Annotated in this window: 21 protein-coding genes, 1 tRNA gene and 1 riboswitch; of the genes, 5 read left to right on the forward strand and 17 right to left on the reverse strand. The window is 44.4% G+C overall.

The annotated features are described in order from the left end of the window. Genes murC through mraZ form a run of 11 tightly spaced genes read right to left on the reverse strand, consistent with a single transcriptional unit; the run spans position 1 to position 12,566 of the window. A complete protein-coding gene (gene murC, locus AB1Y31_08620) occupies positions 1-1,455 on the reverse strand; it encodes a UDP-N-acetylmuramate--L-alanine ligase (protein MEW4983232.1) in 1,455 nt (484 codons plus the stop codon). Next, the gene (gene murG / locus AB1Y31_08625; protein MEW4983233.1) at positions 1,452-2,513 is read right to left on the reverse strand and encodes an undecaprenyldiphospho-muramoylpentapeptide beta-N-acetylglucosaminyltransferase; all 1,062 of its coding nucleotides are present in this window, start codon (positions 2,511-2,513) and stop codon (positions 1,452-1,454) included. Before murG ends, murC begins: the two co-directional genes overlap by 4 nt. Continuing rightward, positions 2,498-3,700: a putative lipid II flippase FtsW gene (gene ftsW / locus AB1Y31_08630; protein MEW4983234.1), complete on the reverse strand. Its 1,203-nt coding sequence runs from the start codon at positions 3,698-3,700 to the stop codon at positions 2,498-2,500. Before ftsW ends, murG begins: the two co-directional genes overlap by 16 nt. Next, positions 3,697-5,082 (reverse strand): UDP-N-acetylmuramoyl-L-alanine--D-glutamate ligase, encoded by a 1,386-nt coding sequence (gene murD, locus AB1Y31_08635; protein MEW4983235.1) that lies wholly within the window; start codon positions 5,080-5,082, stop codon positions 3,697-3,699. Before murD ends, ftsW begins: the two co-directional genes overlap by 4 nt. An 11-nt stretch (positions 5,083-5,093) precedes the next feature. Continuing rightward, positions 5,094-6,176 carry a phospho-N-acetylmuramoyl-pentapeptide-transferase gene (gene mraY / locus AB1Y31_08640; GenBank protein MEW4983236.1) on the reverse strand — a complete coding sequence of 361 codons (1,083 nt, stop codon included), beginning with the start codon at positions 6,174-6,176 and terminating at the stop codon, positions 5,094-5,096. Further along, positions 6,167-7,558, reverse strand: coding sequence for a UDP-N-acetylmuramoyl-tripeptide--D-alanyl-D-alanine ligase (murF, locus tag AB1Y31_08645; GenBank protein ID MEW4983237.1), 1,392 nt, complete (start codon positions 7,556-7,558; stop codon positions 6,167-6,169). The genes mraY and murF overlap by 10 nt, the downstream gene beginning before the upstream one ends. Next, a complete protein-coding gene (locus AB1Y31_08650; GenBank protein MEW4983238.1) occupies positions 7,555-9,117 on the reverse strand; it encodes a UDP-N-acetylmuramoyl-L-alanyl-D-glutamate--2,6-diaminopimelate ligase in 1,563 nt (520 codons plus the stop codon). The genes murF and AB1Y31_08650 overlap by 4 nt, the downstream gene beginning before the upstream one ends. Beyond that, positions 9,114-10,853 (reverse strand): penicillin-binding protein 2, encoded by a 1,740-nt coding sequence (locus AB1Y31_08655; protein MEW4983239.1) that lies wholly within the window; start codon positions 10,851-10,853, stop codon positions 9,114-9,116. Before AB1Y31_08655 ends, AB1Y31_08650 begins: the two co-directional genes overlap by 4 nt. Beyond that, a complete protein-coding gene (ftsL, locus tag AB1Y31_08660) occupies positions 10,850-11,131 on the reverse strand; it encodes a cell division protein FtsL (GenBank protein MEW4983240.1) in 282 nt (93 codons plus the stop codon). Before ftsL ends, AB1Y31_08655 begins: the two co-directional genes overlap by 4 nt. Then, positions 11,128-12,063, reverse strand: coding sequence for a 16S rRNA (cytosine(1402)-N(4))-methyltransferase RsmH (gene rsmH, locus AB1Y31_08665; protein ID MEW4983241.1), 936 nt, complete (start codon positions 12,061-12,063; stop codon positions 11,128-11,130). The genes ftsL and rsmH overlap by 4 nt, the downstream gene beginning before the upstream one ends. Further along, a complete protein-coding gene (gene mraZ / locus AB1Y31_08670) occupies positions 12,063-12,566 on the reverse strand; it encodes a division/cell wall cluster transcriptional repressor MraZ (protein MEW4983242.1) in 504 nt (167 codons plus the stop codon). Before mraZ ends, rsmH begins: the two co-directional genes overlap by 1 nt. A gap of 675 nt (positions 12,567-13,241) precedes the next feature. Between mraZ and AB1Y31_08675 the strand changes: the two genes are divergently transcribed. Then, positions 13,242-13,859: a GIY-YIG nuclease family protein gene (locus tag AB1Y31_08675; protein MEW4983243.1), complete on the forward strand. Its 618-nt coding sequence runs from the start codon at positions 13,242-13,244 to the stop codon at positions 13,857-13,859. Positions 13,860-14,051: 192 nt separating this feature from the next. Here the strand turns inward: AB1Y31_08675 and AB1Y31_08680 are convergent, their stop codons facing one another. Both AB1Y31_08680 and AB1Y31_08685 read right to left on the reverse strand, forming a co-directional pair. Next, positions 14,052-14,495: a YtoQ family protein gene (locus tag AB1Y31_08680; GenBank protein MEW4983244.1), complete on the reverse strand. Its 444-nt coding sequence runs from the start codon at positions 14,493-14,495 to the stop codon at positions 14,052-14,054. Positions 14,496-14,615: 120 nt separating this feature from the next. Continuing rightward, positions 14,616-15,548: a Tim44-like domain-containing protein gene (locus tag AB1Y31_08685; GenBank protein ID MEW4983245.1), complete on the reverse strand. Its 933-nt coding sequence runs from the start codon at positions 15,546-15,548 to the stop codon at positions 14,616-14,618. Between the two features lie 266 nt (positions 15,549-15,814). Here AB1Y31_08685 and AB1Y31_08690 point away from each other — a divergent pair, with 266 nt between their 5' ends. The 3 genes from AB1Y31_08690 to AB1Y31_08700 all read left to right on the forward strand — a co-directional run bounded on the left by AB1Y31_08690 (position 15,815) and on the right by AB1Y31_08700 (position 20,039). Further along, positions 15,815-16,378, forward strand: a complete 564-nt coding sequence (locus AB1Y31_08690; GenBank protein MEW4983246.1) for a hypothetical protein — start codon at positions 15,815-15,817, stop codon at positions 16,376-16,378. A gap of 232 nt (positions 16,379-16,610) precedes the next feature. Further along, positions 16,611-17,642, forward strand: coding sequence for a hypothetical protein (locus tag AB1Y31_08695; GenBank protein MEW4983247.1), 1,032 nt, complete (start codon positions 16,611-16,613; stop codon positions 17,640-17,642). A gap of 126 nt (positions 17,643-17,768) precedes the next feature. Next, a complete protein-coding gene (locus tag AB1Y31_08700) occupies positions 17,769-20,039 on the forward strand; it encodes a DUF87 domain-containing protein (GenBank protein MEW4983248.1) in 2,271 nt (756 codons plus the stop codon). Positions 20,040-20,141: 102 nt separating this feature from the next. Here the strand turns inward: AB1Y31_08700 and AB1Y31_08705 are convergent, their stop codons facing one another. The 4 genes from AB1Y31_08705 to metE all read right to left on the reverse strand — a co-directional run bounded on the left by AB1Y31_08705 (position 20,142) and on the right by metE (position 24,476). After that, positions 20,142-20,492 carry a hypothetical protein gene (locus AB1Y31_08705; GenBank protein MEW4983249.1) on the reverse strand — a complete coding sequence of 117 codons (351 nt, stop codon included), beginning with the start codon at positions 20,490-20,492 and terminating at the stop codon, positions 20,142-20,144. A 275-nt stretch (positions 20,493-20,767) separates the two neighbouring features. After that, positions 20,768-20,844 (reverse strand) — tRNA-Met (locus AB1Y31_08710). A gap of 131 nt (positions 20,845-20,975) precedes the next feature. Beyond that, a complete protein-coding gene (ychF, locus tag AB1Y31_08715) occupies positions 20,976-22,067 on the reverse strand; it encodes a redox-regulated ATPase YchF (GenBank protein MEW4983250.1) in 1,092 nt (363 codons plus the stop codon). 105 nt (positions 22,068-22,172) lie between these two features. Beyond that, positions 22,173-24,476 carry a 5-methyltetrahydropteroyltriglutamate--homocysteine S-methyltransferase gene (gene metE / locus AB1Y31_08720; protein MEW4983251.1) on the reverse strand — a complete coding sequence of 768 codons (2,304 nt, stop codon included), beginning with the start codon at positions 24,474-24,476 and terminating at the stop codon, positions 22,173-22,175. Positions 24,477-24,573: 97 nt separating this feature from the next. On the opposite strand from metE, the gene AB1Y31_08725 reads away from it, so the two are divergent. Beyond that, the gene (locus AB1Y31_08725; GenBank protein MEW4983252.1) at positions 24,574-25,470 is read left to right on the forward strand and encodes a LysR family transcriptional regulator; all 897 of its coding nucleotides are present in this window, start codon (positions 24,574-24,576) and stop codon (positions 25,468-25,470) included. A gap of 33 nt (positions 25,471-25,503) precedes the next feature. Beyond that, positions 25,504-25,639, forward strand: a riboswitch (cobalamin riboswitch). Positions 25,640-25,649: the final 10 nt, after the last annotated feature.

Here is a 25,649-nt window from a genome sequence, read left to right on the forward strand (position 1 = left end):
TTAAGTCGCTTCTTTAGAATTAAGCATGCTATTTAACTGCACTTCTAATGTTGCTGATGCCGCGCCTATATCACCCGCACCTGACGTCATCACAATGTCACCCGCTTGCAATACGTCTTTTAAAATATTCGCTAATTGATCAATCTCTCTGACAAAAATAGGGATTAATTTTCCGCGCTGGCGAATCGCTTTACTCAGTGCCGGCCCGTCTGAGCCAATGATTGGTTTTTCACCTGCAGCAAACACATCGAGCAACACCAACACATCTACTTTGTTTAACACCTCTACGAAGTCTTCAAATAAATCGTGTGTTCGTGAATAACGGTGCGGCTGAAAAGCCAACACCAAGCGCCTTTCTGGCCAACCCTCACGGATCGCGTCAATTGTTGCCATCACTTCACGTGGATGATGCCCATAATCATCGAGCAGTAAAGCAGAGCCATTAGGTAAGTTTATTTCACCATTAACTTGGAAACGACGGCCCACTCCTTTGAATTGATTAAGACCCGCGGCAATCGCTTCGTCAGACACGCCTAATTCACTAGCTACAGCAATGGCAGCCAAGGCATTCAGCACATTGTGTCTACCCGGCATATTCAACGTTAACGGCAACAACTCAGTTTGCCCTAAGCGCTTCAAATTAAAGTGCGTACGAAAACCTTCCTGCTGCACATCAAGCGCTTGAAAGTCAGCCGCTTGTTCAATACCGTAACTTAAAATCGGCTTACCAATTGAAGGGGATAGTTCTCGAATGTTCTCATCATCAACACACATCACCGCTAAGCCATAAAACGGTAACTGGTGTAAAAATGACTTAAAAGCATCTTTAACTTGCTGAAAGTCGCCACCATAGGTACTCATGTGGTCTTCATCGATATTCGTCACCACCGCGATCATCGGCTGAAGGTGCAAAAAGGACGCATCACTTTCATCGGCTTCCGCCACCAAATAATGGCTTTCGCCCAATTTCGCATTAGTGCCTGCGCTATTTAGTAATCCGCCAATCACAAAGGTAGGGTCTAGCTGTCCCTCTGTCATCAGTACGGCTAATAAACTGGTGGTGGTGGTTTTACCGTGTGTACCCGCAATCGCAATGCCGAACCTGAAGCGCATCAGTTCAGCCAACATTTCTGCGCGTGGAATAACCGGTATACGTTGTTCATTCGCCGCCGCAACTTCTACGTTGTCTTTTTGAACGGCAGTGGAAGTGACCACAACATCACAGCCTTTTATATTTTCCGCAGTATGGCCGATATAAACACTCGCGCCTTGAGCTACAAGGCGTTGCGTCACCTTACTCTCGCGAATATCTGAGCCCGACACGTCGTATCCAAGATTGATGAGCACTTCAGCAATACCGCTCATGCCAGCACCGCCAATACCGATAAAATGAATACGCTTCAACTTACCAAAGCCCAAGTGAGCCGAATAATGCTTATGTGTGTCCGGCATCATAGCGCCACCTCCAAACAAACGTTTGCGACAAGTTTTGTTGCCTCTGGCTTAGCCAATGATCGTGCAGTCGAGCCCATTTTAGTTAACCTACTTTTATTAGATAACAGGCTTTTTAATGTTTCGCATAAAGCCTGAGACGTAAACGATGGCTGAGGCATTAATACCGCCGCCCCTGCATCGGCAAGATACGCCGCATTTTTTGTTTGATGATCATCAATCGCGTGAGGAAGCGGCACCAAAATAGAAGGCAAACCCATGATGGCTAATTCTGAAACCGTCATCGCACCTGCTCTGCAAATCACTATATCGGCCCATTGGTAAGCCTGATTCATGTCATTTATAAATGAACGGACATCAGCATTTACATCGGCCAATTTATATTGCTCCTTAGCTGTTTCAATCGTCGTCTTACCGGCTTGATGAATAACGTTTAAATCCAGCCCTTCTTGCAAACCTTTAAGTGCATTTGGTACAACCTCATTTAATATCGACGCGCCTAAACTGCCACCGACCACTAGCACATTCGTCCCTTTCTTTGTTTGACCTTCTACCTGCTCAAGTAATGCTTTTCTGACGGGGTTACCTGTAAAAACAGCCTTAACTTTTTCATCAAAACTATTAGGAAATGCTTCCAACACGCGCTTAGCGAAGCCTTTTAACAAGCGATTTGTCGTGCCGGGCACACGATTTTGCTCGTGAATAACCAAGGGCCTGCCATGCAACCAACTCATTAAACCACCCGGCCCTGACGCAAAACCACCCAGCCCCAATACCACATCGGGCTGACGTTGACGGATAATGACCGACGCCTGATAGCAAGCCTTTAACAACATAAGTGGTGCCAACAATAAACTAATGGCACCTTTGCCTCGCAAGCCCGAGACACTTAACCAATCAATAGCGATACCGGCTTCTGGCACGACTCGCGCTTCAATACCTTTTTTGGTACCCAACCAGCTGACCTGATGTCCAGCCTCAAGCAAATAATTAGCGACCGCTAACGCTGGAAACACGTGCCCGCCCGTGCCACCAGCCATGATCATCACGCGTATTGCCATGCTGACCTCCCTTTCAATTGCGCCACATATTCTTTCTGTGTTTCGTGATGAATACGGCATAACAGCCCCACCACCATGCACATAATAATCATGCTACTACCGCCATAACTCATTAACGGTAAAGTTAAACCTTTGGTTGGTAATGCGCCCATATTGACGGCTATATTCACAAAAGACTGAAGACCTAACCAAGCACCTAAGCCATACGCCAATAGCGAATAGAATCTTAAATTCAATCGTTCCGCCGCCTTACCCATTTGAAAAGCGCGCCAAATCAATACGCCAAACAACAAAATAACGCTACAAGACCCAGCAAAACCCAGCTCCTCGCCCAACACCGCAAAAATAAAATCGGTATGCGCTTCTGGTAAATAAAATAACTTTTGAATGCTACTTCCTAAGCCAACACCGAACCACTCACCGCGCCCCATGGCGATTAACGATTGCACCAGCTGAAAACCAGAGCCTAAATGATCAGCCCAAGGGTCCATAAAAGCCGTCACACGCTCCATCCTATAAGCTGATGATCCAACAGCAATCACACCTAAAACGATTCCTATCAATACCAGTACCAAAAACTCAATTAAGCGTGCGCCACCTAAGAACATCATACAAATCACGCTGAAACCGATCACAAAAGTTGCACCAAAATCGGGTTCGGCCAATAACAAGCCGAATACCACGCCTAATGGCAACATAGGTCGAACCAAACCTTTAATCGATTCACGCACATCGTTTACGTGACGAGTTAAAAAGCCAGCCATATATAAGATACAAATTAGCTTCACAATTTCTGAAACTTGCAACCGAGCCACACCCAAGTTAATCCAGCGATAACTGCCATTTACTTTCACACCGATCCCTGGAATAAACACCAGAACAAGTAAAGCAACGGCAACCAGAATTAAACTCGGCCCCGTTTTTTCCCATACGGTTAACGGGATATTGGCCATAACTAACGCCATCAACAAGCCAATCAAAATATGTGCTGCCTGACGAAATGGGTAATGCCAAATATTGTCAAACACTCTATCACCAAGGTGTAATGACGCCGACACCACAATCACATAACCGATCGATAATAAACTCATTGCCGCTAACAACAACCAACCGTCTAGGTAATAGCGAGTACGCCTTGCTGGCAACGCTGATTCGGCCGTATTAGGATTAGGCATCACTACACTCATGATTCAAGCGCCTCTACAGCCGCCACAAAACGATCACCTCGTTGCTGATAATTTGCAAATTGATCTAATGAAGCACAGGCTGGCGACAACAAAACCGTATCACCAGAGGTAGCTCGTGCAGCCGCCAATTGAACGGCCGCTTCTATATTGGCAGCAAACTCACAAGGTGTTGAAGCAATCGCTTCTTGTTGCAGTCTTTTTGCATCGCGTCCTATTAAAATAACGAATGAGACATTTGCTTGAATAGCACTGGCCAATAAACTGAAATCCGCATCTTTGCCGTCACCCCCTGCAATAAGAATAATCGGCGCAGTCAAACCCTCTAGCGCCGCTAAACACGCCCCGGGGTTAGTCGCCTTCGAATCATTTATCCACGTAACGCCGTTGATATCCGCTACCCACTGCGTCCTATGCGCCAAGCCTGAGAACTCGGTTAACGCTTTCTTTTGAGCGGCTCGAGGAATACCTAACGCATCAGCCATCGCGGTAGCCGTTAGTGCGTTTTGAACATTATGCGTTCCTTTAACTTTTATCGCCGACACCGGCATAATCAGCTCATCACCTTTGGCCATAAATTCATTGTTATCCAATGAAGCAATGCCATAGTCACCTGCTTTTGGTTGATCCAAGCCAAACGAAACAGCCGTTCTCCCTAGAGGTAAAGTGGTCGCTGCCACGATGTCATCTTGACGGTTTAAAATAGCCACGCCATCACCAAAAAGAATACGTTCTTTCGCTTCACAATAATCTGCAATAGTTCGGTAACGATCCATATGATCGGCACTAATATTTAATATCGTCACTACATCCGATTTAAGCTGCGAGGTTCTTTCAAGCTGGAAACTGGACAGCTCCAACACATACAAATCAGCTGTTTTATCCGTTAAAAGGTCTAGCGCAGGCGTCCCAAGGTTGCCACCAACACGTACATCCCAATCAGCATTTGCAGCCATATTGCCGAGCAAAGTAGTGACGGTACTTTTGCCGTTTGAACCGGTAATACTTGCGACTGGCGCGTCTACACAAACAGCAAAAACATCAATGTCGCCAAACACGGGAATGCCACGCTCCGCCGCCGCTTGAATCTCTGCTTCGTCTAGGCTAATACCAGGGCTGACGATGAGATGCGTTGCGGCATCAAATACCGCATGATCAAAACTGCCGGTAAAGACTGCAATATCGCGAAAAGACTCTTCAATTATGTCTAAATTCGGTGGGTTATCACGGCTGTCGATCACCGCTACCTCAATAAAGTTCTGCTGAAGAAACTTAATCACTGATAAACCGGTAACGCCCAGCCCCACAACGAGCACCCGCACACCGTTTTGATCTAAACCCAAACGGGCTAAACCTAAACGTTGATTGTATGTTTCATTGCGCATCAATGCTTCCATCATCTTAGTTTCAAAGTTGATAGGCCGATGAGGACCAAAATAACGGTAATGATCCAAAAACGTACGATAATCCTAGGTTCAGGCCAGCCCTTTAATTCGAAGTGGTGGTGAATCGGTGCCATTCTAAAAATCCGCTTACCCGTCAATTTATAGGATGCTACCTGCAAAATAACCGATACTGTTTCCATCACGAAAACACCACCCATAATCACCAGCACCAATTCTTGACGCACCAACACAGCCAATATACCCAAGGCCGCACCTAAAGCTAAGGCACCCACATCGCCCATAAAAACCATCGCTGGATAGGCGTTGAACCATAAAAAACCAAGGCCTGCGCCGACGATTGCCCCAGAAAACACGACCAACTCACCCGTGCCTTGTAAGTTTGGAATCGCCAAATATTGAGCAAATTGCACATTACCTGATAAGTAAGCAAAGATACCTAAGGCTCCCGCTACTAACACCGTCGGCATGATCGCTAAACCGTCCAAGCCATCGGTTAAATTGACCGCATTACTCGTACCAACGATAACAAAGTAGGTTAGCGGAATAAAAAACCAGCCCAACTGGATACTCACGTCTTTGAAAAACGGTACAAACAGCGTTGTCTCTAGCGGTGAGGTCGCTGTGCAATACAAAAATACCGCCGCCGCCAACGCAATCACCGACAGTCCTAAATATTTCTTACCTGCCGATAAACCTTTTGGGTCTTGCAACGCTACTTTTTTATAATCATCAATAAAACCAACAACGCCCGTTAACAACGTAACCAGCAGTACCACCCAAACGTAACGGTTAGTGAGGTCAGCCCATAATAAAGTGCTGAGACCCACCGCCACCAAAATCAGTGTGCCGCCCATCGTTGGCGTGCCTGCCTTTTGAAAGTGTGTTTCTGGGCCATCGTCACGAATCGCTTGACCAATTTTATGAAAGGTAAGGCGACGTATCATGGTCGGCCCCACGAGAAAGGCAATGAATAACGCCGTTAATGTACCTAAAATTGAGCGCATGGTCAGGTATTGAAAAACCCTAAAGCCGCTGTGATAGTTAGACAACCACTCTGCGAGTATTAGCAACATGCGACGGCCTCCGTTATTGTTATCTTTTCTACAACCTTCTCAAGCGCTTGTGAACGCGAGCCCTTTACCAACACAACCACTCCCGACTTTAATTCACCTTCCAAATGATCCGCCAACGCTTCCTTAGTGGCAAAGTGCATCGCCTGCCTATTTGCTGACGCTGATTCCGCATTAAACGCGTTAGCCGCTTCCTTCATTTGCTGACCGACGGCATAAAACCGCTGCACCTCACTTTGTAGAACCTGAAGACCTATTTGACGGTGAATTTGCTCACTGTCCGCACCCAGTTCGGCAAAGTCTCCAAGTACCAACCACACCGGCTGTTGTATTTTTTGCAGACACGCCATAGCGGCCTCAAATGACTTTGGATTTGCGTTATAGCAATCGTTGATAATCACGCTGCCCGCAACACCCTGTAACGCCTGCATCCGCCCTTTTACGGCCATCAACTGGCTCAAACCTTCCTTAATATTACTGAGTGGCTCGTCTAAACTAATCGCCGCACTTGCAGCAGCAAGGGCATTTAAAACGTTATGCTCACCCATCAGGTTCAACTGAACCTCTATTTGTTCTTGCTGGTAATTCAGTACAAAATTTGTCGTGAATCGACCGTTAAGCATGCCGCTCTTAACCGAATTAATGTCCGCCCAAACGTCTGCTTCTTTTGACCAACCAAAACTGATCAACTTTCTTTCACCGAGTAATTCCAACCATTGATCAAGCCAAGGTTCTTCACGATTTAAAACAGCTGTACCCGATTCAGCCAAGCCCGATATGATCTCGCCCTTCGCCCTAGCGACGCCTTGAATATCGCCAAAACCTTCTAAATGAGCTGCGCCAATATTGTTCAAAATCGCCACGGTTGGTGATGCAATATCACATAAATGCGCGATGTCGCCAGACTGGCTAGCACCCATTTCAATCACCGCAACCTCGTGTTCCTGCGTTAGCTTTAATAACGTTAAAGGCACACCAATTTGATTATTCAAATTACCTTCTGTCGCTAACACATTTCTTGAAAGCCCTAAAATGCTCGCTAGCATTTCCTTCACGCTGGTTTTGCCATTACTCCCAGTAATCGCCACTAACGGAATATCTAGCGCCTCACGTTGCTCTTTAGCCATCTGCGTTAAGGCTTGCAAGGTGTCATCAACCTTCACATACGGTAGGTTAACAACCATGTCTTCACTCACCACGGCTGCTATCGCGCCTTGCTCGCTGGCTCGCTGGACAAAGTCGTTGGCATTAAAGTTTTCACCTTGTAAGGCCACAAACAAGTCACCTTTTTTGATACTTCGCGTATCAGTACTGATCGCACTAAAACTCACGTTCTCACCCACAAGGTGACCGTTCACGCTAGCCGCTAGCTGTTGTAGACTCATGGCTTGCATCCGTCTTCCCCACTATCTGACAACGATCTCAGTTTTAACGCTGCTTCAACTTGGGCAATATCATTGAACGCAATTTTCTCATGACCGATTTGCTGATAGTCTTCGTGACCCTTACCCGCCACTAAAATAATGTCTTTAGCATCCGCCGTTGCAATGCTCTGGCGTATCGCCTGTTGGCGGTCAAGAATAACCGTTAGGTCAGCCGCGCTATGCGCCCCTACTGCGATTTGTTCAGCGATACCTTCAGCAGATTCTAATCGTGGATTATCATTCGTAATAACGATACTATCGGCTAGCTCAGCGGCAATAGAGCCCATTAGAGGTCTTTTTCTCTCATCGCGATTACCACCACAGCCAAACACCAGTCTCAAGCTACCTTCACAGTGCTCACGCAGACTGAGTAGCGCCAATTTCAAGGCCTCAGGCGTGTGTGCATAATCAACAATAACCGTTGGCTCTGAGTCTTTAACAGAAACAAGCTGCATCCGCCCTAGCACACCCCTAACCGCTTTGACCTTGCTAATAGCCACGTCAAACGAGTGACCCATCGCAAGCAATACTCCGATAGTTGCACAGATATTGTCGATATTAAAATCACCAAATAATGCTGATTGAATACGTGCTTTTTGACCGTTGAAAGACAGGTCAAACAATAAACCCATTGCGCTCAATTGCGTATTTGAAATAAACAAACAATGCTTAACATCAGCGCGCTTTAGCGAACGCGAAAAGGTATACACCTTAATCGTTGATGACAAGGTTTGAAGAATAGTTGCATAAAACGCATCATCGCTATTGAGCACAACAAATTCTAATGAAGGGCTTTTGAATAATGCTAACTTAGCCTCACCATACGCTTCTAATGTTTGATGATAATCTAGATGATCGTGGCTTAAATTGGTAAACACCGCGCCTTTAAACTCAACGGCATTGACTCTACCTTGATCCAAACCATGCGACGAAACTTCCATCGCTACCGCATTTGTACCGTCTTCCAATAATGTCGCTAGCTGTCGCTGAACACTCACTGCATCAGGCGTGGTATTGATCGTTTTCTTTAAATTTTCAACCGAACCCCAACCCAACGTACCAATAACACCGCAAGCCTCAGCTGCATTTTTGTTCGAATTAAGCGCCTGCGCAATAAAGTGACTGACCGATGTCTTCCCATTGGTGCCGGTAATGCCAATCACGGATAATTCACGTGTTGGGTGCTGATAAAAACGCGCTGCAATGGTACTGATATTTATCTGCAAATTAGGCAGCTCAAATAAGCAAACATTATGTTCTTTTTTGACTTTCTCAGCTAAAAACTCTCCACCTGCCGCGGGGTCATAAATAATGGCTATCGCGCCCATTTTTATCGCCTGATCCGCATACATCATGCCGTGTGTTTGAGAACCCGCCACCGCTAAAAACACGTCATTGGCCTCAATATTTCGTGTATCTAGCCTTAAATTTGCAACTAAGATATCCGAACTCATTTGCACCATGTCGCCTAGTAAAGATTCCAGCGACACCAGTGAACGGTTTTGTTTCGCAGGCATCATTGGATACCTCGTTCGAGTGACGCTAACACCGTTGCTTTTTCAAGATTATCTGGAGCAACATTCATCAACCGTAGCGCACCGGCCATCACTCTAGAAAACACCGGCGCAGCGACTAAGCCGCCATAATAATCACCGGCTTTGGGCTCATCTATAACCACAACCATCACTAATTTAGGGTCATTAGCGGGTGCCATGCCTGCAAAAATACCTAAGTATTTATCTTCTGAATAACCACCAGCCACCGCTTTCTTAACGGTGCCCGTTTTACCGGCAACCGAATAGCCATAAACTTTTGCTCTTGGCGCGGTACCGGTTTTACTCACCACCCCTTTCAACATCTCACGGACACTTTTCGCCACCGCTGGGCTCATCACTTTTTCGCCCGCCGTATGCGGCGCATTCGCCACCAACGAAACAGGTTCCAACACGCCATCATTTGCAATCGCCGCATAGCCATGCGCCAGCTGAAGAGCAGACATCGACAGGCCATAACCAAATGCCAATGTTGCCGTTTCAATCGGACGCCATTGTTCATACCCCACTAATTTTCCACGCGCTTCACCCGGAAAACCTAAGTTGGCCGCATGACCAAACCCCAGCCCATTGAGTAAACCCCATAAGCCCTCTGGCGGAATACCCAGCGCTATTTTTGCAGACGCTACGTTACTGGACTTGAGCAACAAGGTTGCCAAATCAATTTCGCCATAATTACGATGGTCTCGCACTTGGCTTCGCCCTACTCGCATATAACCTGGGTTAGTATCGATAATTGTTGAAGTATCAAATAAGCCCGACTGCATCCCTGCCGCGACGGTAAACGGTTTCATTGTTGAACCTGGCTCAAACACATCCACAAAAGCACGGTTGCGAACATGGCTTGCTTTAAACTTCGAACGGTCATTTGGGTTAAACGCCGGCTGATTAGCAACCGCCAACACTTCGCCGGTTTTAGGGTTTAACAACACCAACGAACCTGAAGATGCTTTTTGCTGTGCAACAGCCGCCTTAAGTTCTCGGTATGCCAAATACTGTAAACGCCTATCAATCGACAACTGGATATCTTGGCCTGGAATCGGCGCACGAATGTCATCAACGTGTTTCACCATTCTACGCTTGCCATCGCGAAGCACACGCTCAACCCCAGCCGTTCCTTGTAATTGATCGTTATACGCCAGCTCAAGGCCTTCTTGCCCTTCATCATCGATGTTTGTAAAGCCGACAAGGTGCCCAGCGACTTCACCGTCTGGGTAGTAACGTCTATATTCTTTTTGCAGATACACACCCGGTAATTGCAATTCATCAACCAAGGCGGCAACTTGTGGGTCCATATGTCGACGCAAATAAACAAACCGTCTTGATGCTACTTTTTTTAATTTCTTATCTAAGCTGTTTACGCTTAACCCAATCAGCTTGGCAAATTCCTTTTTCTTGCCGTCTAAATTCAACTCTTGTGGGTTCACCCAAACCGAACTAACCGGTGCACTAATCGCCAAGGCATGGCCGTCAGCGTCTGTGATTTTCCCGCGATAAGCAGGTAACTTAATGTCACGCAGGTGAACCGCTTCACCACGCTTTTGAAGGTAACTGTTGTTTAACACCTGAAGGTCGACGGCACGGTAAATAAGCCCACACATCACTAACATAAAACACGCAAGAATAAACCGACGACGCCCAGCAAGTTCCGGCACCACGACCTTTTGCGCTTTATCGTTAGATTGTGGATGCCCGTAACTCATTTAACCTTCATGTAGATTATTTGTTCAGGCTTAGGCGCTTGTAAATTCAATGTAGTGCGCGCTAGTTTTTCTATCCGATTATTTGATGCCCAAGTGTTTTGCTCCAACTGCAAGCGACTCCATTCAACACCTAATCTGTCTTGCTCGCGTAGCTCTTGTTGCAACTGGTTAAACATTAAACGCGCATCGTATTTCACATACACAACCGTCAATGCCGACATCATGACTAAAGCCAATAACAACACCATCAGGCCCATTAGACTATGATCGGCCATCATAGTTTCTCCGCGATACGTAACACGGCACTACGGCTTCGCACATTTTCCGCCACTTCGCCTGCAGAGGCTTTAATCGCCTTGCCGATACACTTTAAAGCTGGCTTTTCAGCATCCAACGGCATCGGTAAATGACGAGGCACTACTACGCCACGTGATTTCACACGCATAAACCTTTTTACAATTCTGTCTTCCAATGAATGAAAGCTGATCACCGCCAACCGCCCACCTGGCTTAAGAATATCAATCGAGTTTGCCAATGCCTCTTCAAGGTCATCCAGCTCTTTATTGATTTTGATTCGAATAGCTTGAAAGCTCCGTGTCGCAGGATGCTTGCCTGGCTCACGTCTGCTCACAGTATTTCCGATGAGCGCCGCCAACTGGGCCGTTGTTTCAATTGATTTTTCTTCTCGCTGAAGAACAATTTCCGCCGCAATTTTGCGCGCAAACTTCTCTTCACCATAAACTCGTAAGACGTTGACTAACTCACTTTCTTCAACATGAGACAACCACTGTGCGGCAGATTCGCCTTGGGTAGAGTCCATCCTCATATCCAGCGGTCCATCTTTCATAAAACTAAAACCGCGTTCGGCTATGTCCAACTGCGGCGAAGAGACACCAAGGTCGAGCAAAATCCCATCGACCTTTCCATCCAATTGCCGCTGCTCAACTAATTCATCCATGCACGCAAAACTGCTATGCACCAGTTCAAACCGTTCATCTGCTGATAATGTCAGAGCCTCTGGAGAATTCACAGCGTCCACATCCTTATCAATGGCGAGCAACCGCCCTTGAGGCGACAACGCCCGTAATATTGACCCGCTATGTCCACCACGACCAAAGGTTCCATCGATATAAACCCCATCAGTTTGTCGTATTAGCCCATTTATCGCTTCGTCCAATAAAACCGGTTTATGTAATAAGCTATTGGACATTACAGTGACAACATTCCCAGTTCGGGTGAGAGTTCACCTTCTTCTGCATTCTCCTCTTCAAACCACATATCACGCTTAATAATCCATGTTTGTTCATTCCAAATTTCGAACTTGTTTCCTTGCCCAATCATCACCGTCTTTTTATTCAGATCAGCAAACTCACGTAGCGGAGGCGAAACCAGCACTCGACCCTGCCCGTCTAACTCACATTCCGTTGCGTGCCCAATCAGTAAACGTTGTAGACGCCTAGCTTGTTTATTTAACGTTGGTAGCTTTATCAATTTACGCTCTATATCTTCCCAAACAGGTAGTGGATACAATAAAAGGCTATGCTCACGATCAACCGTCATCACCATTTGCCCATCGCAAGAAGTTTTCAATTGCGCACGGTAACGCGTAGGGATAGACAACCGTCCCTTAGCATCCAACGTAACGTTATTAACTCCTCTGAACAAATCCTTCCCCTTACTCGGTATTTTCCCTTTATTACCACTTTGCCCCACTTTTTTGCACTATAAGGATGAAAATACCACTCTGTCAAGCTTCGCATTCCATAAATACTTTCTTTACGAACAAACACTTAGCAACACTTCATAGCAAAATACTGAAGGCACAGGAAAACAAAAAATAAAGGCAATAAAAATCATCATGTTGCAGTGCTTTATTAAAGAAAATACTCTTTATTTAGTTAACACACGCACTCAACAAAGAAATATCAAAGACGACGACAATCAACGGCAAGCACTGCCGAAAACAAGCTAACTTATTGAATATTAAGGATATTAAAAAACAACTTTAGTTTATGGCTACGTCACGCAAAAAAAAAGAGCCACCAAGCCATTTAACCGCCAGAAAATAGCGCTCAATTGCAATATAAATTCACAACAATTTTGCACTTATAGAGGCAAAAAAAACGACTCTTTCACCCCAATAATAACCATTAAATGGGAAGTAACAGAAAACACACAAGCTGCGTTTATCGCGTAAAAATGAACTCAGTACTGTAAAAGCCAATTGTTTTTTAGCTCAATTGATTATCCATCACGACCGTATGAAGTATTGCCCACTTTTGTTATATTAATTTCACAATACATGGAAGTACTGTCCGCATATATACAATTCATACTTGGGCAATAGCTTTCGGTTATTAACACTGTTATGAGCCAATCGAGAAAGTTATGGAAAATGATTTAAACACAGGAATCGTTTATGTTTTAACCAACCCTGCAATGCCTGGGGTTGTCAAAATTGGAAAAACATCTCGTGGTTCAGTAGATGCACGATTAAGAGAACTTTACTCCACAGGAGTCCCCGTTCCTTTTGAATGCGCTTTTGCCGGTCGAGTTTCGGACGAGTCAAAAGTTGAGAGAGCATTTCATTTGGCTTTTGGCCCATATCGCCTAAACCCAAAAAGGGAGTTTTTTACAATAGAGCCTGAACAAGCAATTGCATTGTTGGCATTAATGATTATCGAAGACGTAACACCAACACTTCAAGCAGAAGCCGAAAAGGTAGATATAGAAGCAAAATCAGGAGCCGACAAGCTAAAAGCTCGACGACCTAATCAGAATTTCTTTGAAATGGGCATTCCAGAGGGTGGAATCCTACGGTTTTCACAAGGGGAGGAAAGCTGTACCGTAATAAATGGTCGGAAGGTTTGCTATAACGGTGAAGAAATTTCATTAACTGCTCTTACCAAAAAGTTACTTGATACCGACCGCCCTCTTCAGCCTTCACCACATTGGTTTTTCAATGGACGGTGCCTAAATGATATTTACAATGACACGTACCAATAGGGGCAAACTTCTTTGATTCCTATGCTAGGCCCTTGCAAGCGACGAGGCGGAGCGAATAGAGATAAAGCCACCAGCAAACCTAGACTTGCAATACAACAGATTAACGGCGCTCTGGGCTGGGTTTAAAGGCCGACATTAAAACTAAGTGACCTCAGCAGGAACCTTCAGCCACTTTAAACGCTTGCTACATCTTCAGTCCTTTGAAATGACGTATTTTAATATTTCGACCACTTGCTCTGCGCTCGTTGCCCACGCCATCGCCGAAGCGTCTACCTCTTTTAATGGGTGAATAATATCGTCGGCGTGTAGCGTTATATAGGGTTTACCTAATGCGGCGCAGCTCCCTGCATCAAAAGCGGCATTCCATTGCTTATACTTATCGCCAAAACGTATCACCGCGATATCACAATTCTCAATCAGGGTTTTAGTTCTTATCGCATTGACCTTCGCCGATTTATGGTCACGCCAAAAGTTATTATCTTCTGAACCAAGTACATCCCCCGCGCCATCACTAGCCGCGTGATCGGTTACCGCCGACGTGAATGTAATATCCAGCTCTAGCGCCTCACAAGCTTGTTTTATCTGTTGTCGCCAATCTGTGTGTATTTCACCCGATAGGTATACATTCCAGCTCATGTTTTTTCCTATATTATTTGTTTAATCAATCATCTTTATTAGCGCTAATAATAACTATCAGCGATATTTCCTGCGTCTGCTAACTACAAGCTGCTAGCTCTTTAGCCGTAGCTAAAGGTCTTATTCTTCGAGTTGCTGCAAACCGTCTAAGAACCACTTAGGCTGCAAACTGTTTTTAGCTTTGGTAAAAGTCCACACCTCACGTACCTGTTGCGGCCTTGCACCCTCGTCTTCACGCAATAATGTATCGAATAAAACACTCGCTTCTAGCTCATTGCCGATTTCACGCACCTCTAATAACGTCACCTTAACACTCAACACATCCGTTTTGTTTTCGCCGTCATCGGCTTGTATTTGAGACTGTATTTCTGCAAATACTTTGTCTGTCGTGAGGCCACGAATTTCCGCTAATTCTTTATCATCCCATGCGCTTTGCAATATTTCATACGCCATTTTTGCGCCGTCTAAAAACTCTTGCTCATTAAAGCCTTCCGGTAAAACCGCGCTTTTTTCTTCACTAATAGCAGCGGATGCAGGCGGTAATTCACTATCAAATTTTGCATCATTATCTTGGCTATTACGCAGGTAGTTATTATCTAGCTTAGAGAAACTATCGCTTTCCCCTTCGCGATAATTGCTTTCGCTGAATGCCGTTTGTTGCTGCGGCTTGTTCTTTGCGGCAAACAATTTAAATAGCAGAAAAGCAATCCCGCCGAAAACCAGTAGATCCATGAAATTGAAATTTTCAAACGCACCACCAAAAAATAGCGAACCCAATAAACCGCCTAACGCTAACCCTCCGAGTATGCCCATAAACCCACCCCGTTTAGACATGGTTTGCCGAGCAGTTTGGTTTTGCTGATAAGCTTTTTGTTGGCTCGCGGTTTTTGGCGCAGTTGCAGTCGACTTCTTACTATAAGGTTTACTGTAAACAGACTTACTACCAAATGATTTCATGCCCCCAAATCGCTTAGCTTCAGCATCGGGTATGCCTCCGATTAAAAGAGTAAAGCTCAGCACGAAGGTAAAAAATGCGGCAGATAATTTATTCATAGGTTATGCGGTTAATTGTCGTTAATAAAGTTAAGGAGCCGCGCATTCTACAGCAACTCAATTATTATGCGGGGTGATGAGGTCTATCGCCTATTGGCAAGCGAACTGATTGTTTATGCCGCTACGAGGTATCTCTTCAGATTAAAAAAAAGTATTTATTTTCAACACGCTATAGAATCAAAGGCTAGCGCCAGCTTAAATACACTAGGCAGCTTCAAGCGTGCTTTGCACAAGGCCAACGCTTAGCAAGACGTTAGCCGAGAAGCATGGAGACTGATTTGGAACACAGCTTTGTTGAGCAAGGAACACTGAAACGACCCGGCCCTATTGGCAGGTTGGTACGGCTGCTCTTTGCTGCGGTGTGCGGGTGGTTTTTAGTGTGGCTGATTTTAGCTGGCCCCGCACAGCTTGCTGCTCAATTTCCATATATTATCGAGCTGTGGCTTTGGGCGTTGCTAGCGTTGTATTTATTCCCTTATGTGATCAACATTGGGTTTGGTAGGGACTGGGGCCGACGGCCTCAGCTAATAGTTATTGCCTGTGGTTGTGTAGCGTCAATTCTTAGCTATACGATTGATAATAACGTCTGGGGCGCACCACTGGCTTGGTTTATTATTGCGTGGCTTTTCTACGTTTATACGCACTTGGCAATCTCATTTTTCTTATCGGCCATTCTTGCTACTCCAGGTTGCGAAATGCGGGCGTTACCACACCTTTTAGCAATCATGCGTAATCGCCCTCCGCTTGAACACCATTGCCCAGTAGGGCCGCTAAGCCGCATCGACGCTTGGGAATCAAAAAAACGATCAGGCAGCAAGAATGAACGCTAAGAATTGGCTTATTAAGCGACTGTTGTTTTACGTGCCCCGTAGAGTCGCGTAAATGCAAACTCAGGATTGTAAACACTGATTCTTTGTAACCAACTGGTTACCTATCACAACCATATAAAAGACTATCCACATTTGTTATATTAATATCACAATACATGGAAGTACTATCCGCCTACATACAGTTAATACGCGGACAATAGCTCCCGCTTATTAACACTATTAGGGCTGAAAAATGGACGAGATTTCACATCTTCCTGAAGAATTTGAGTTCAGCCATTGGTATAGCTTTTTTTTGCACGATCAACTGGTAGAAACACTTAAATCTGCTGAAGAAGCAGAAGTGTTCAATTCAACAATTCAGTTCAAAGATGAATCTCACGGCAAGGCAGTTGAGGGCTTATCTGGCGAGGATTTCATTTTGTGGCTTGAGGGAAACGGATATAAAGAAGAAGTTCTGGTTATCTACTACAAACAGTTGTGCGCAGCCTTGTTGTCGGATTTTCTGCATTTCATATATGAGTCTTTAAAATGCAGTCGAAAAGGGAAGCTTACCGTTGCTTATGCTCTATTGAGAAAGCCTTTAAAAGAAAACTTATTCTATCTGGAGTGGCTGTTAGCACGTCCAGACGACTTCCTAGAAAGGTTTGAAAAAGAAAATCCTCAAAGGTTTAAACTACCTTTTCCAGAGGAACCGACGGAGTCTGAGCACATAGCGATTATTAGAGAGGCCTTAGAGAATACAAAAACCGGGAAATGGATGGAGCCAGAGTTTATTCACGAACTACGTTTCAAGAAAAATTCTCTAATCAGCCTAGAACCGCTTTGGCAAAAAGCAAATCATCTTGTGACTACCTTCAAGCACATGGAAACAGAAGAGTGCAATCTCAATTTTTTGTTTTCTGACTCTGATGCACATTACTCACAATGGTTAGGGTTCTATCAATTTGTTCCCATACTTCTTTTCCATGCGGTCGAGGTCATCGAGGCACTTCTTAAGAGCTTTGCAAGAAGGGAAATTGAGGAAGCGGACATCATATCCCTGAGAACAGTCGCGGGAATGATGTTATACCTCGAAAATCCTCCATGGGAATCCGATATGGCTGAGGCTATTTCTGATTTCGGTGCAACACTCCAGGAGGCGGGGTTGAACTGCCCAAAATGCGGAGCAGAATTTCAGTTTCACCAAAGGAATATATCCTTGTTTTACGAGAGTGGATCTCTGGAATGCGAGCAAGGATGTGGTGAAGTATGTCTGCATCAGTAAGCCCTAACAAGGCCATAAACGCGGACGCATTTTTCGTTCGCTACGCTCACTACAAATGCGCCGGTTATAGCTGGCGTTACACGTCAATTACACTATGAAGTATCAACCAAAATATGGACATCACAGATGAATAGGCTTTCCCAAAAAGAAAGGGTCGTATCACTAGCGATAGACCTCCTTCTACTTTTACTAATATGCGCCTTAGCGTTTGGTAACCTTTACCCACCTGTTGGTGATAGCGGTTTTTGGTTTTATACAGCTTTGTTAAGCGTTCTTGTTGGTTCAAAGATAGTCACACCATTCTACGTTAAACCTGTTGATGCAATTTCATACGCAGTTCCTGCATTTGTATCATTAATGCTTGTAAACAGTTGGGGGACATGGTCTATAGAAACAAAGGTTTCTTTTGTTGCGGTTTCGGCATTGTCCGCAACAGTTCTAGCTTCTGCCTTATTGGCTATTATTTTGAATAATTGGGGAAATGAAAAGCTACAAGAAATATCAAATAAAATAAGAATAGTTCTTGAAATATTGGCAAAGCCTCAGGTTATTTATACCCCAATAATAATTTTTGCAATGTATGCCTATCACATAGGAAAGCCAAACGAATTAATATTAATATCTATTGCTATAATACTTACCGTTGCTATGTCGGCGGGTGACGCAGTAGTTAAAACATTCAACAGAATTCGAAAAACAACCAAAATTGGACAGCGCGTATCTAACTTTGCAGAAATTGCTGCTTATCAGCAGCCAAATATTATTCTGCTTCGCCAAGTCAAAGACAACAATTTGCCGCTTAAAAAGATCGTTTACGTCAAAGATAAGCATTCGAACTCAAAATTGGCGCTAACACTTGATTTGGTTGGCCGAGATAATGGTGTTTTAATCCGGGCAGTTGAAATTACAAACCTTTCGTCTAGTCGATACAGGGAGCTTGAATCAATTGTTTCAAATGATTCTGCCGTTTTAATCGATGATGACTACCTCCAAGAAATTTGTACTTCAGAAAATATAGACTTAGCACAAAAAGATAACGTTATCGGGATTGTTGCACCCGACTCTTCAATAGAAAGGCTGTTTTTTGAAGTCGTTGATAACTCTAATATTGAGGAGGGTCGACTTGTTACAGTCATCGTTCAAAATCAAAAGGTTCTGTATCAAATAGTTGGAGGCTTGACCAAGGAAGAGGTTGTTCACCAAAAGAATACTTATGGTTATTTACGTGCTCAAGCTCAACAGATAGGAATTTGGAATGAAGACCACAGAAAGTTTACTCAATTTAGTTGGCTGCCTAACATTAATGAACCAGTATACCTTGAAGCCCAAGAAAACCATGTTATTGAACCTGATGCAATAGGGCACTTCCCTAATAGTAATTACCAAGTAAAAATCGGGAATATTAATCATTTAGTAACTCATAATACCGCGATCCTTGGTATTCTCGGTGTGGGAAAGTCTATGCTCGCCATTGAGTTGCTAGAGAGAATGATGTCAGAAGGCATAAAAGTCGTGTGCCTAGATTTAACGGATCAATATTCATCAGAGCTATCTGATTACTATGATACACCTCACGAAGAGGCATGCCTTGCAAAGCTTAGAACAGCTACAGAAGATGATCGGGACGTGTGGCAGGAAAATCCAGAGCAAGGCGGTAGTTTACCTAATTTAAAGAATGCATTTTTTGATGATCTAAATGAATTTATTCACAATACAGATGGGCGTCTCCTAAAAATTTATAACCCAGCGGAGTTTGTTGCTACACGCCAAGAGCGTGCGCCAGGCAGCTTTCAAGCCGCAGGTCAGTGGCAGCGCGGCGCTGCTCTATTTAGTGTTACGCCTGTAGAGATCACAAAAATTGTTTCGGAGACCGTTCTTGATATTTTGTCTTCCGAAATGTCAGACAATGCTAGGGTTTGTCTGGTTTATGAAGAGGCACATTCACTGGTTCCTGAATGGAATTCTGTTGTCGCAGAAGGTGACAAACACGCTACTAGCGGCACAGCTAGAGCTATTTTGCAAGGTCGGAAATTTGGTTTAGGCTGCCTTCTTATTACCCAAAGAACGGCTAACGTGACAAAAACCATTCTCAATCAATGCAACACCATATTTGCCATGCGCACGTTTGATGATACTGGTAAGGATTTTCTAGGAAACTATATCGGTCGAGATTATGCTCAATCGTTATCTTCAGTAAAAGAACGTCATGCAGTATTTTTTGGCAGAGGTTCTAGTTGTGAAAATCCAGTTTTGATAAAAGTGAACGATAGGGATGACTTCCGAAGAATATTCAGAGAAGCACATCGCCTCCCTGTATTTCCTCATCCAGAAGCAGCTATTCCCGTAGTGGAAGAACAACAGACAGCCACTGAGTTTGATAATGACATTCCGTTCTGAAGCAACGTGTAACAAGCCAAAGCACTCGGACTTGATAAAGCCGTCACTTTTTTGTTCTAAAAAATCCGCCAACTTCACCAAGCCGGTGTGTGAGGCGTTATGCTACCGACTACATGCTGCATCCATCATTGTTTTGTTACCCGATGACCTTAACTTCCTGTATTCAGTCACCCAAAAATCACAAGTTTCCCTCTTAACTCTTTGAGTGTTTTTTTTGTTTGCTGATTCAATGACGGCAACTCTCTTTCTTTCTCGATTCTGAATTTGCATTTCTTTTATTCGTTTAGCAGACTCAACTTTCCCCTTTTCAGCAGATTTTTGCATCATTTGAGCAACGACTCTTAACTCATAATTCGTCCACACTTTTCCTACAACTAATAGCATCCCATTGCCTAAAAAAATAGCTATTGCTAGCGTAATGCATAGCGCAACGTAATTAATTCCCTGTTTCATTTTTCTTCCTTGTTAAAAATTTAGTTTGGTACGCTATACAAGTATAACTATTATTAATAAATTAATTTTTGGGTTAGCCCTCATGGGGGGGTGAAATCAAATTTAAAGGGTGAAACATGTTTCGGAATGTAGTGGCTAGTTAAAGAGGACACTACCCTTTGATTCGCAAGAAAGTGGATAGCGAATATTGTAGCCAACCGAACCCAGCACCACTTTTTACGAGTCGCGTAGAATCGCGTAAAAGTCGCGTGATTTTTAAGGGGGAAGGCTTGAAATGGTGGTCATGGGTGGACTTGAACCACCGACCCCAGCATTATGAATGCTGTGCTCTAACCAGCTGAGCTACATGACCATACTTTGAAGGATGTGAATTCTCGTGGTTTCAGCTCATTTTGTCAAGCTGAACCATCGCACAAGGGCTATTTTTTGTGCCATAAGGCATATGTTTCATCGAGATAGGAAAATACCTACCGCACTTCAACTCTATACATTAAACCTAAAGTGAGTGACGTCTCCGTCTTGCATGATGTATTCCTTGCCTTGCACGGTTAATTTTCCGGCTTCTTTTGCGCCTTTTTCGCCGTTATATTCAACAAAGTCGTCATAGGCGGTAATTTCTGCGCGAATAAAGCCTTTTTCAAAATCGGTATGAATTACACCGGCTGCTTGGGGAGCGGTCGCACCTTTTTTGATGGTCCATGCTCTAACTTCTTTTTCACCTGCGGTGAAGTACGTTTGCAAACCAAGCAAGTGATAACCCGCTCTAATAACACGGTTTAAACCCGGTTCTGTTAAGCCCATTTCTGATAAAAACTCGGCGCGTTCATCTTCTTCTAGTTGAATAATTTCCGCTTCCATCGCCGCACACACAGCGACAATTTCTGCGCCTTCTTCTTTAGCCAGTTTGCTTACAGCGTCTAAATGCGGATTGTTTTCAAAACCGTCTTCTTGCACGTTTGCAATATACAACATGGGCTTTAAGGTTAGCAGTTGAAAACCTGCTAGGTCTTTTAAATCATCTTCACTTAAATCTAGCGTTCTTAAGGTAATGTCGGCGTCTAAATGTTTTAACGACTTTTCTATCAACGCTTTACGCTTTAGCTCATCTTTATTGCCTGACTTAGACGCTTTGGTTGCTTTGATTAATGCCTTATCCAGCGATGCCATGTCTGCCAATGCAAGTTCTGTTTGAATAACCTCGATATCAGCCAACGGGTCTATTGTCCCAGCGACATGAATAACGTCATCATCTTCAAAACAACGAACCACGTGGGCAATCGCGTCGGACTCACGAATATTTGCTAAAAACTGGTTTCCTAAGCCTTCACCTTTTGAGGCACCTGCGACTAAACCGGCAATATCTACAAATTCAAACGTGGTGGGTAACACGCGTTCTGGTTTGACGATATCGGCTAATTTATCTAAACGTGAATCCGGCACCGGCACTATGCCGGTGTTCGGTTCAATCGTGCAGAAAGGGTAGTTTTCTGCTGCAATAGTTGCCTTGGTTAATGCATTAAAAAGGGTTGATTTACCCACGTTCGGCAAGCCGACAATGCCACAATTTAAAGCCATAGTTATTCTCTTTGAAATTCTGTGAAGGCGGTGATTATACGTTAAGCACCTACAGACTTAAAAACTATCTCAAGTTGTTCGTTGCCGTAAAGATACTCGGTTGTTTCACACTGCTTCCTCAGACTCTTGTTTGCTCCACTGCCGTAGCTGCTCAGCGGCGCTCACCATATTGGAAAGTGCCAACTCTACTTCTTTCCAGCCACGTGTTTTTAAGCCGCAATCTGGATTAACCCATAAGTTTTCTAATGGTATCCGTTTAGCCGCCAATTTGATCAACGCAGTCATCTGTTCAACACTCGGTACATTCGGTGAATGAATATCATAAACACCCGGGCCTATTTCGTTGGGGTAGCTAAAGCTTTCAAACACATCCAGTAATTTCATGTCCGAACGGGATGTTTCAATGGTAATAACATCGGCATCCATTGCCGCCACGGCCTGCATAATGTCATTGAAGTTGGAATAGCACATATGGGTGTGAATTTGGGTCTTGTTCTGCACCCCTGAGGTGGTTAAACAAAAAGCCGCTATCGCCCATGTTAAATAGTTATCCCACTCGCTCTTCCTCAACGGTAGTCCTTCGCGCAGAGCCGCTTCATCAATTTGAATGATTTTTATACCGGCTTGCTCAAGATCTAGCACTTCGTCTCTGATAGCGAAGGCGATTTGTCGGCAGGTTAACGCACGCTCTTGATCATCTCGTACAAAAGACCAGTTTAAGATCGTCACCGGCCCGGTCAACATGCCTTTCATGGGTTTATTCGTTAATGATTGCGCGTAACTGGCCCAACTCACGGTCATGGGTTGCGGCCGTGATACATCACCATAAATAATCGGCGGCTTAACACAACGAGAACCATATGATTGAACCCAGCCATATTGACTAAAAACAAAGCCGTTTAGTTGCTCGCCAAAGTATTCCACCATATCGTTTCTTTCCGCTTCACCGTGAACTAGCACATCAATACCCAAGGCTTCTTGCTTCGCAATATCGCTAGCTATCTCTTGTTGCATTTGCTGGGTGTACGCCTCGGTGCTTATTTCCCCCGCTTTATAGCGCCGCCTACTCGTTCTAATACCTGCGGTTTGGGGGAAAGAACCAATGGTTGTTGTTGGGAATAATGGCAGGTTTAATTCTTTTTGTTGTAATGGACGACGCGCTGCAAAGCCGAGTGGCCGCTGTAAGCTAACAGAAGCCTCTGCTGTTAACCGTTGCTGTACCTGTTCGTTATGTACGAGATTTGATTTTTTCCTAGACTCGGCGGCTAGACGGTTCTGACTGAAAGCCTCTTGTTGAGTGACGCCTGGGTCTTTAACCGCTTGTTTTAGCAGATTGATTTCCGTTAGTTTTTCAAGCGCGAAGGCCAACCATTGTTGAATATCCGCCGCTAACTTTTGCTCCTGCTTAAGGCTAACCGGCACGTGTAATAAGGAACACGAGGGAGCTAACCAAACCGTTGCTGAGGTACGCTCAATTACTGATTTAATCAGCGCCAAACGATCATCTAAATCACTTTTCCATATGTTTCGCCCATCAATGATGCCTAATGACAACACCTTGTACTGAGGCAACCAGTCCAACACTTTATGCAGTTGTTCTGGTGCTCTAAGCAAATCAATATGCAGCCCAGCAACGGGTAGCTCGCAAGCCAGCCTTAAGTTTTCAGATAAGTCACCGAAATAGCTGGTCAGTAACAACTTTAAATCACCGCGCTGTATTTTGTTGTATGCCCTCTCAAAAGCAGTTTTCCATTCAATAGGTAAGTCTAATACCAATATTGGCTCATCAACTTGCACCCACTCTACGCCTAAATCTGACAAGCGGTTTAAGATGTCCTCATAGGTCGCCAGTAGGCCCTCTAATAAATCTAGTTTATTAAAATTATCGCCCTTCACCTGCCCTAACCAAAGATAGCTAAGTGGGCCTAAAATAACGGGTTTGACAGAATGACCTTGCGTTAAGGCTTCTTCAACCTCATCAAAAAGCTTATCGCTAGAGAGTTGAAAATACTGATGTTGCGTAAACTCTGGCACGATGTAATGGTAATTCGTATCAAACCATTTGGTCATTTCGCAGGCGCTAACGCCTTCCCCAGTGGCAGAACGCCCACGCGCCATACGAAAATACGTTTCAAGGCTAACCTTTTGCTCATTATGGTTAAAACGCTCTGGGATGCAGCCAAGCATGACACTGGTGTCTAACACTTGGTCATACATTGAGAAATCTCCTACTGGGATTAAGTCTAAACCAGATTCTGACTGTGCTTGCCAATGTTTCGCGCGCAGTATCTCAGCGTCTTCTAACAACGCTTCTTCAGTGATGCCGCCTTTCCAAAAAGCTTCTAGGGAATGTTTTAGTTCTCGGTTTTCACCGATTCTTGGGAAACCCAAATTGTGTGTTTTGATCATCATCGTGCTCTCTTGATTTAAGTTGCGGAGAGTATCTTGCAAGTATAGAATTGAATCAATCTCATAATTTTCACAATTTACCTGAATCAAATTCACTATGTTTTTAGAAATTCGTCACCTAAGGACCATCAATGTTATCGCCCAAAGCAAAAGCCTTAACCAAGCCGCTCAACAACTCCACCTCACGCCATCGGCGCTGTCACATCAAATTAAAACCATTGAGACTTATTTTGAAACCGCTATTTTCTTTCGCCAACATAAACCCTTACGCCTAACCGATGCAGGGCAACGCCTATTACGCTTGGCACAAAAAACATTGCCCTTGATTGAAGAAACTGAGTACGAATTAGAGCAAATTTCAGCGGGCAAAGTAGGACGGCTGTTCATCACCATTGAGTGTCACGCCTGTTTTGAGTGGTTACTACCCACCTTAGAAACCTACCGTCAACAATGGCCCGATATCACCATTGATATTAAACTTGGCATGAGCTTTAACCCCTTGCCAGCGCTGACCCGTGGCGAAATTGATCTCGTTATAAGCACCGACCCGGTGGACAAACCAGGCATTGAATTTTTACCCTTATTTCCATATCAAGCGATGTTGGTTATTAATAAGCAACATGCCTTAAAAGATAAGCCTTTTATTTCCCCTAGTGATCTAGCCGATCAAACCCTCATCACCTACCCCGTTGAACGTAGTCGCTTGGATATTTTTAAGCATTACTTAGAACCCGCCAATGTAGAACCGGCCCATATTCGGCAGGTTGAGCTGACGACCATGATCTTGCAATTAATTGCTATTGACCAAGGTGTTGCTGCACTTCCTGATTGGGTTCTTGAAACGTCAAGCAATGCTCAATCATTGATCAGCAAACCGTTGAGCGCCAATGGTATGCACGGTGTTTTACACGCGGCCTGCCGTACAGCCGATAGCCAAATTCCTTACATCAGCGCTTTTATTGACTTGGCTAGGCAATTTAAAGCCCCCAAATAAATAATACTTGCCAACTCAATAAAAACACCTTATCTTGTTGCCTAATTTTTAATAAGCACTAGATATAGTGCTTGAGGGGAATCTGGTTAAAATCCAGAACTGTCGCGCAACGGTGTTGTGAATAAGCTATTCACTCAGTCCGATACCCTCCTAAATTTCACCAAACCTCGCGTCAAAGG

It is taken from the genome of Cycloclasticus sp. (assembly GCA_040743155.1).
Classification (GTDB): domain Bacteria; phylum Pseudomonadota; class Gammaproteobacteria; order Methylococcales; family Cycloclasticaceae; genus Cycloclasticus.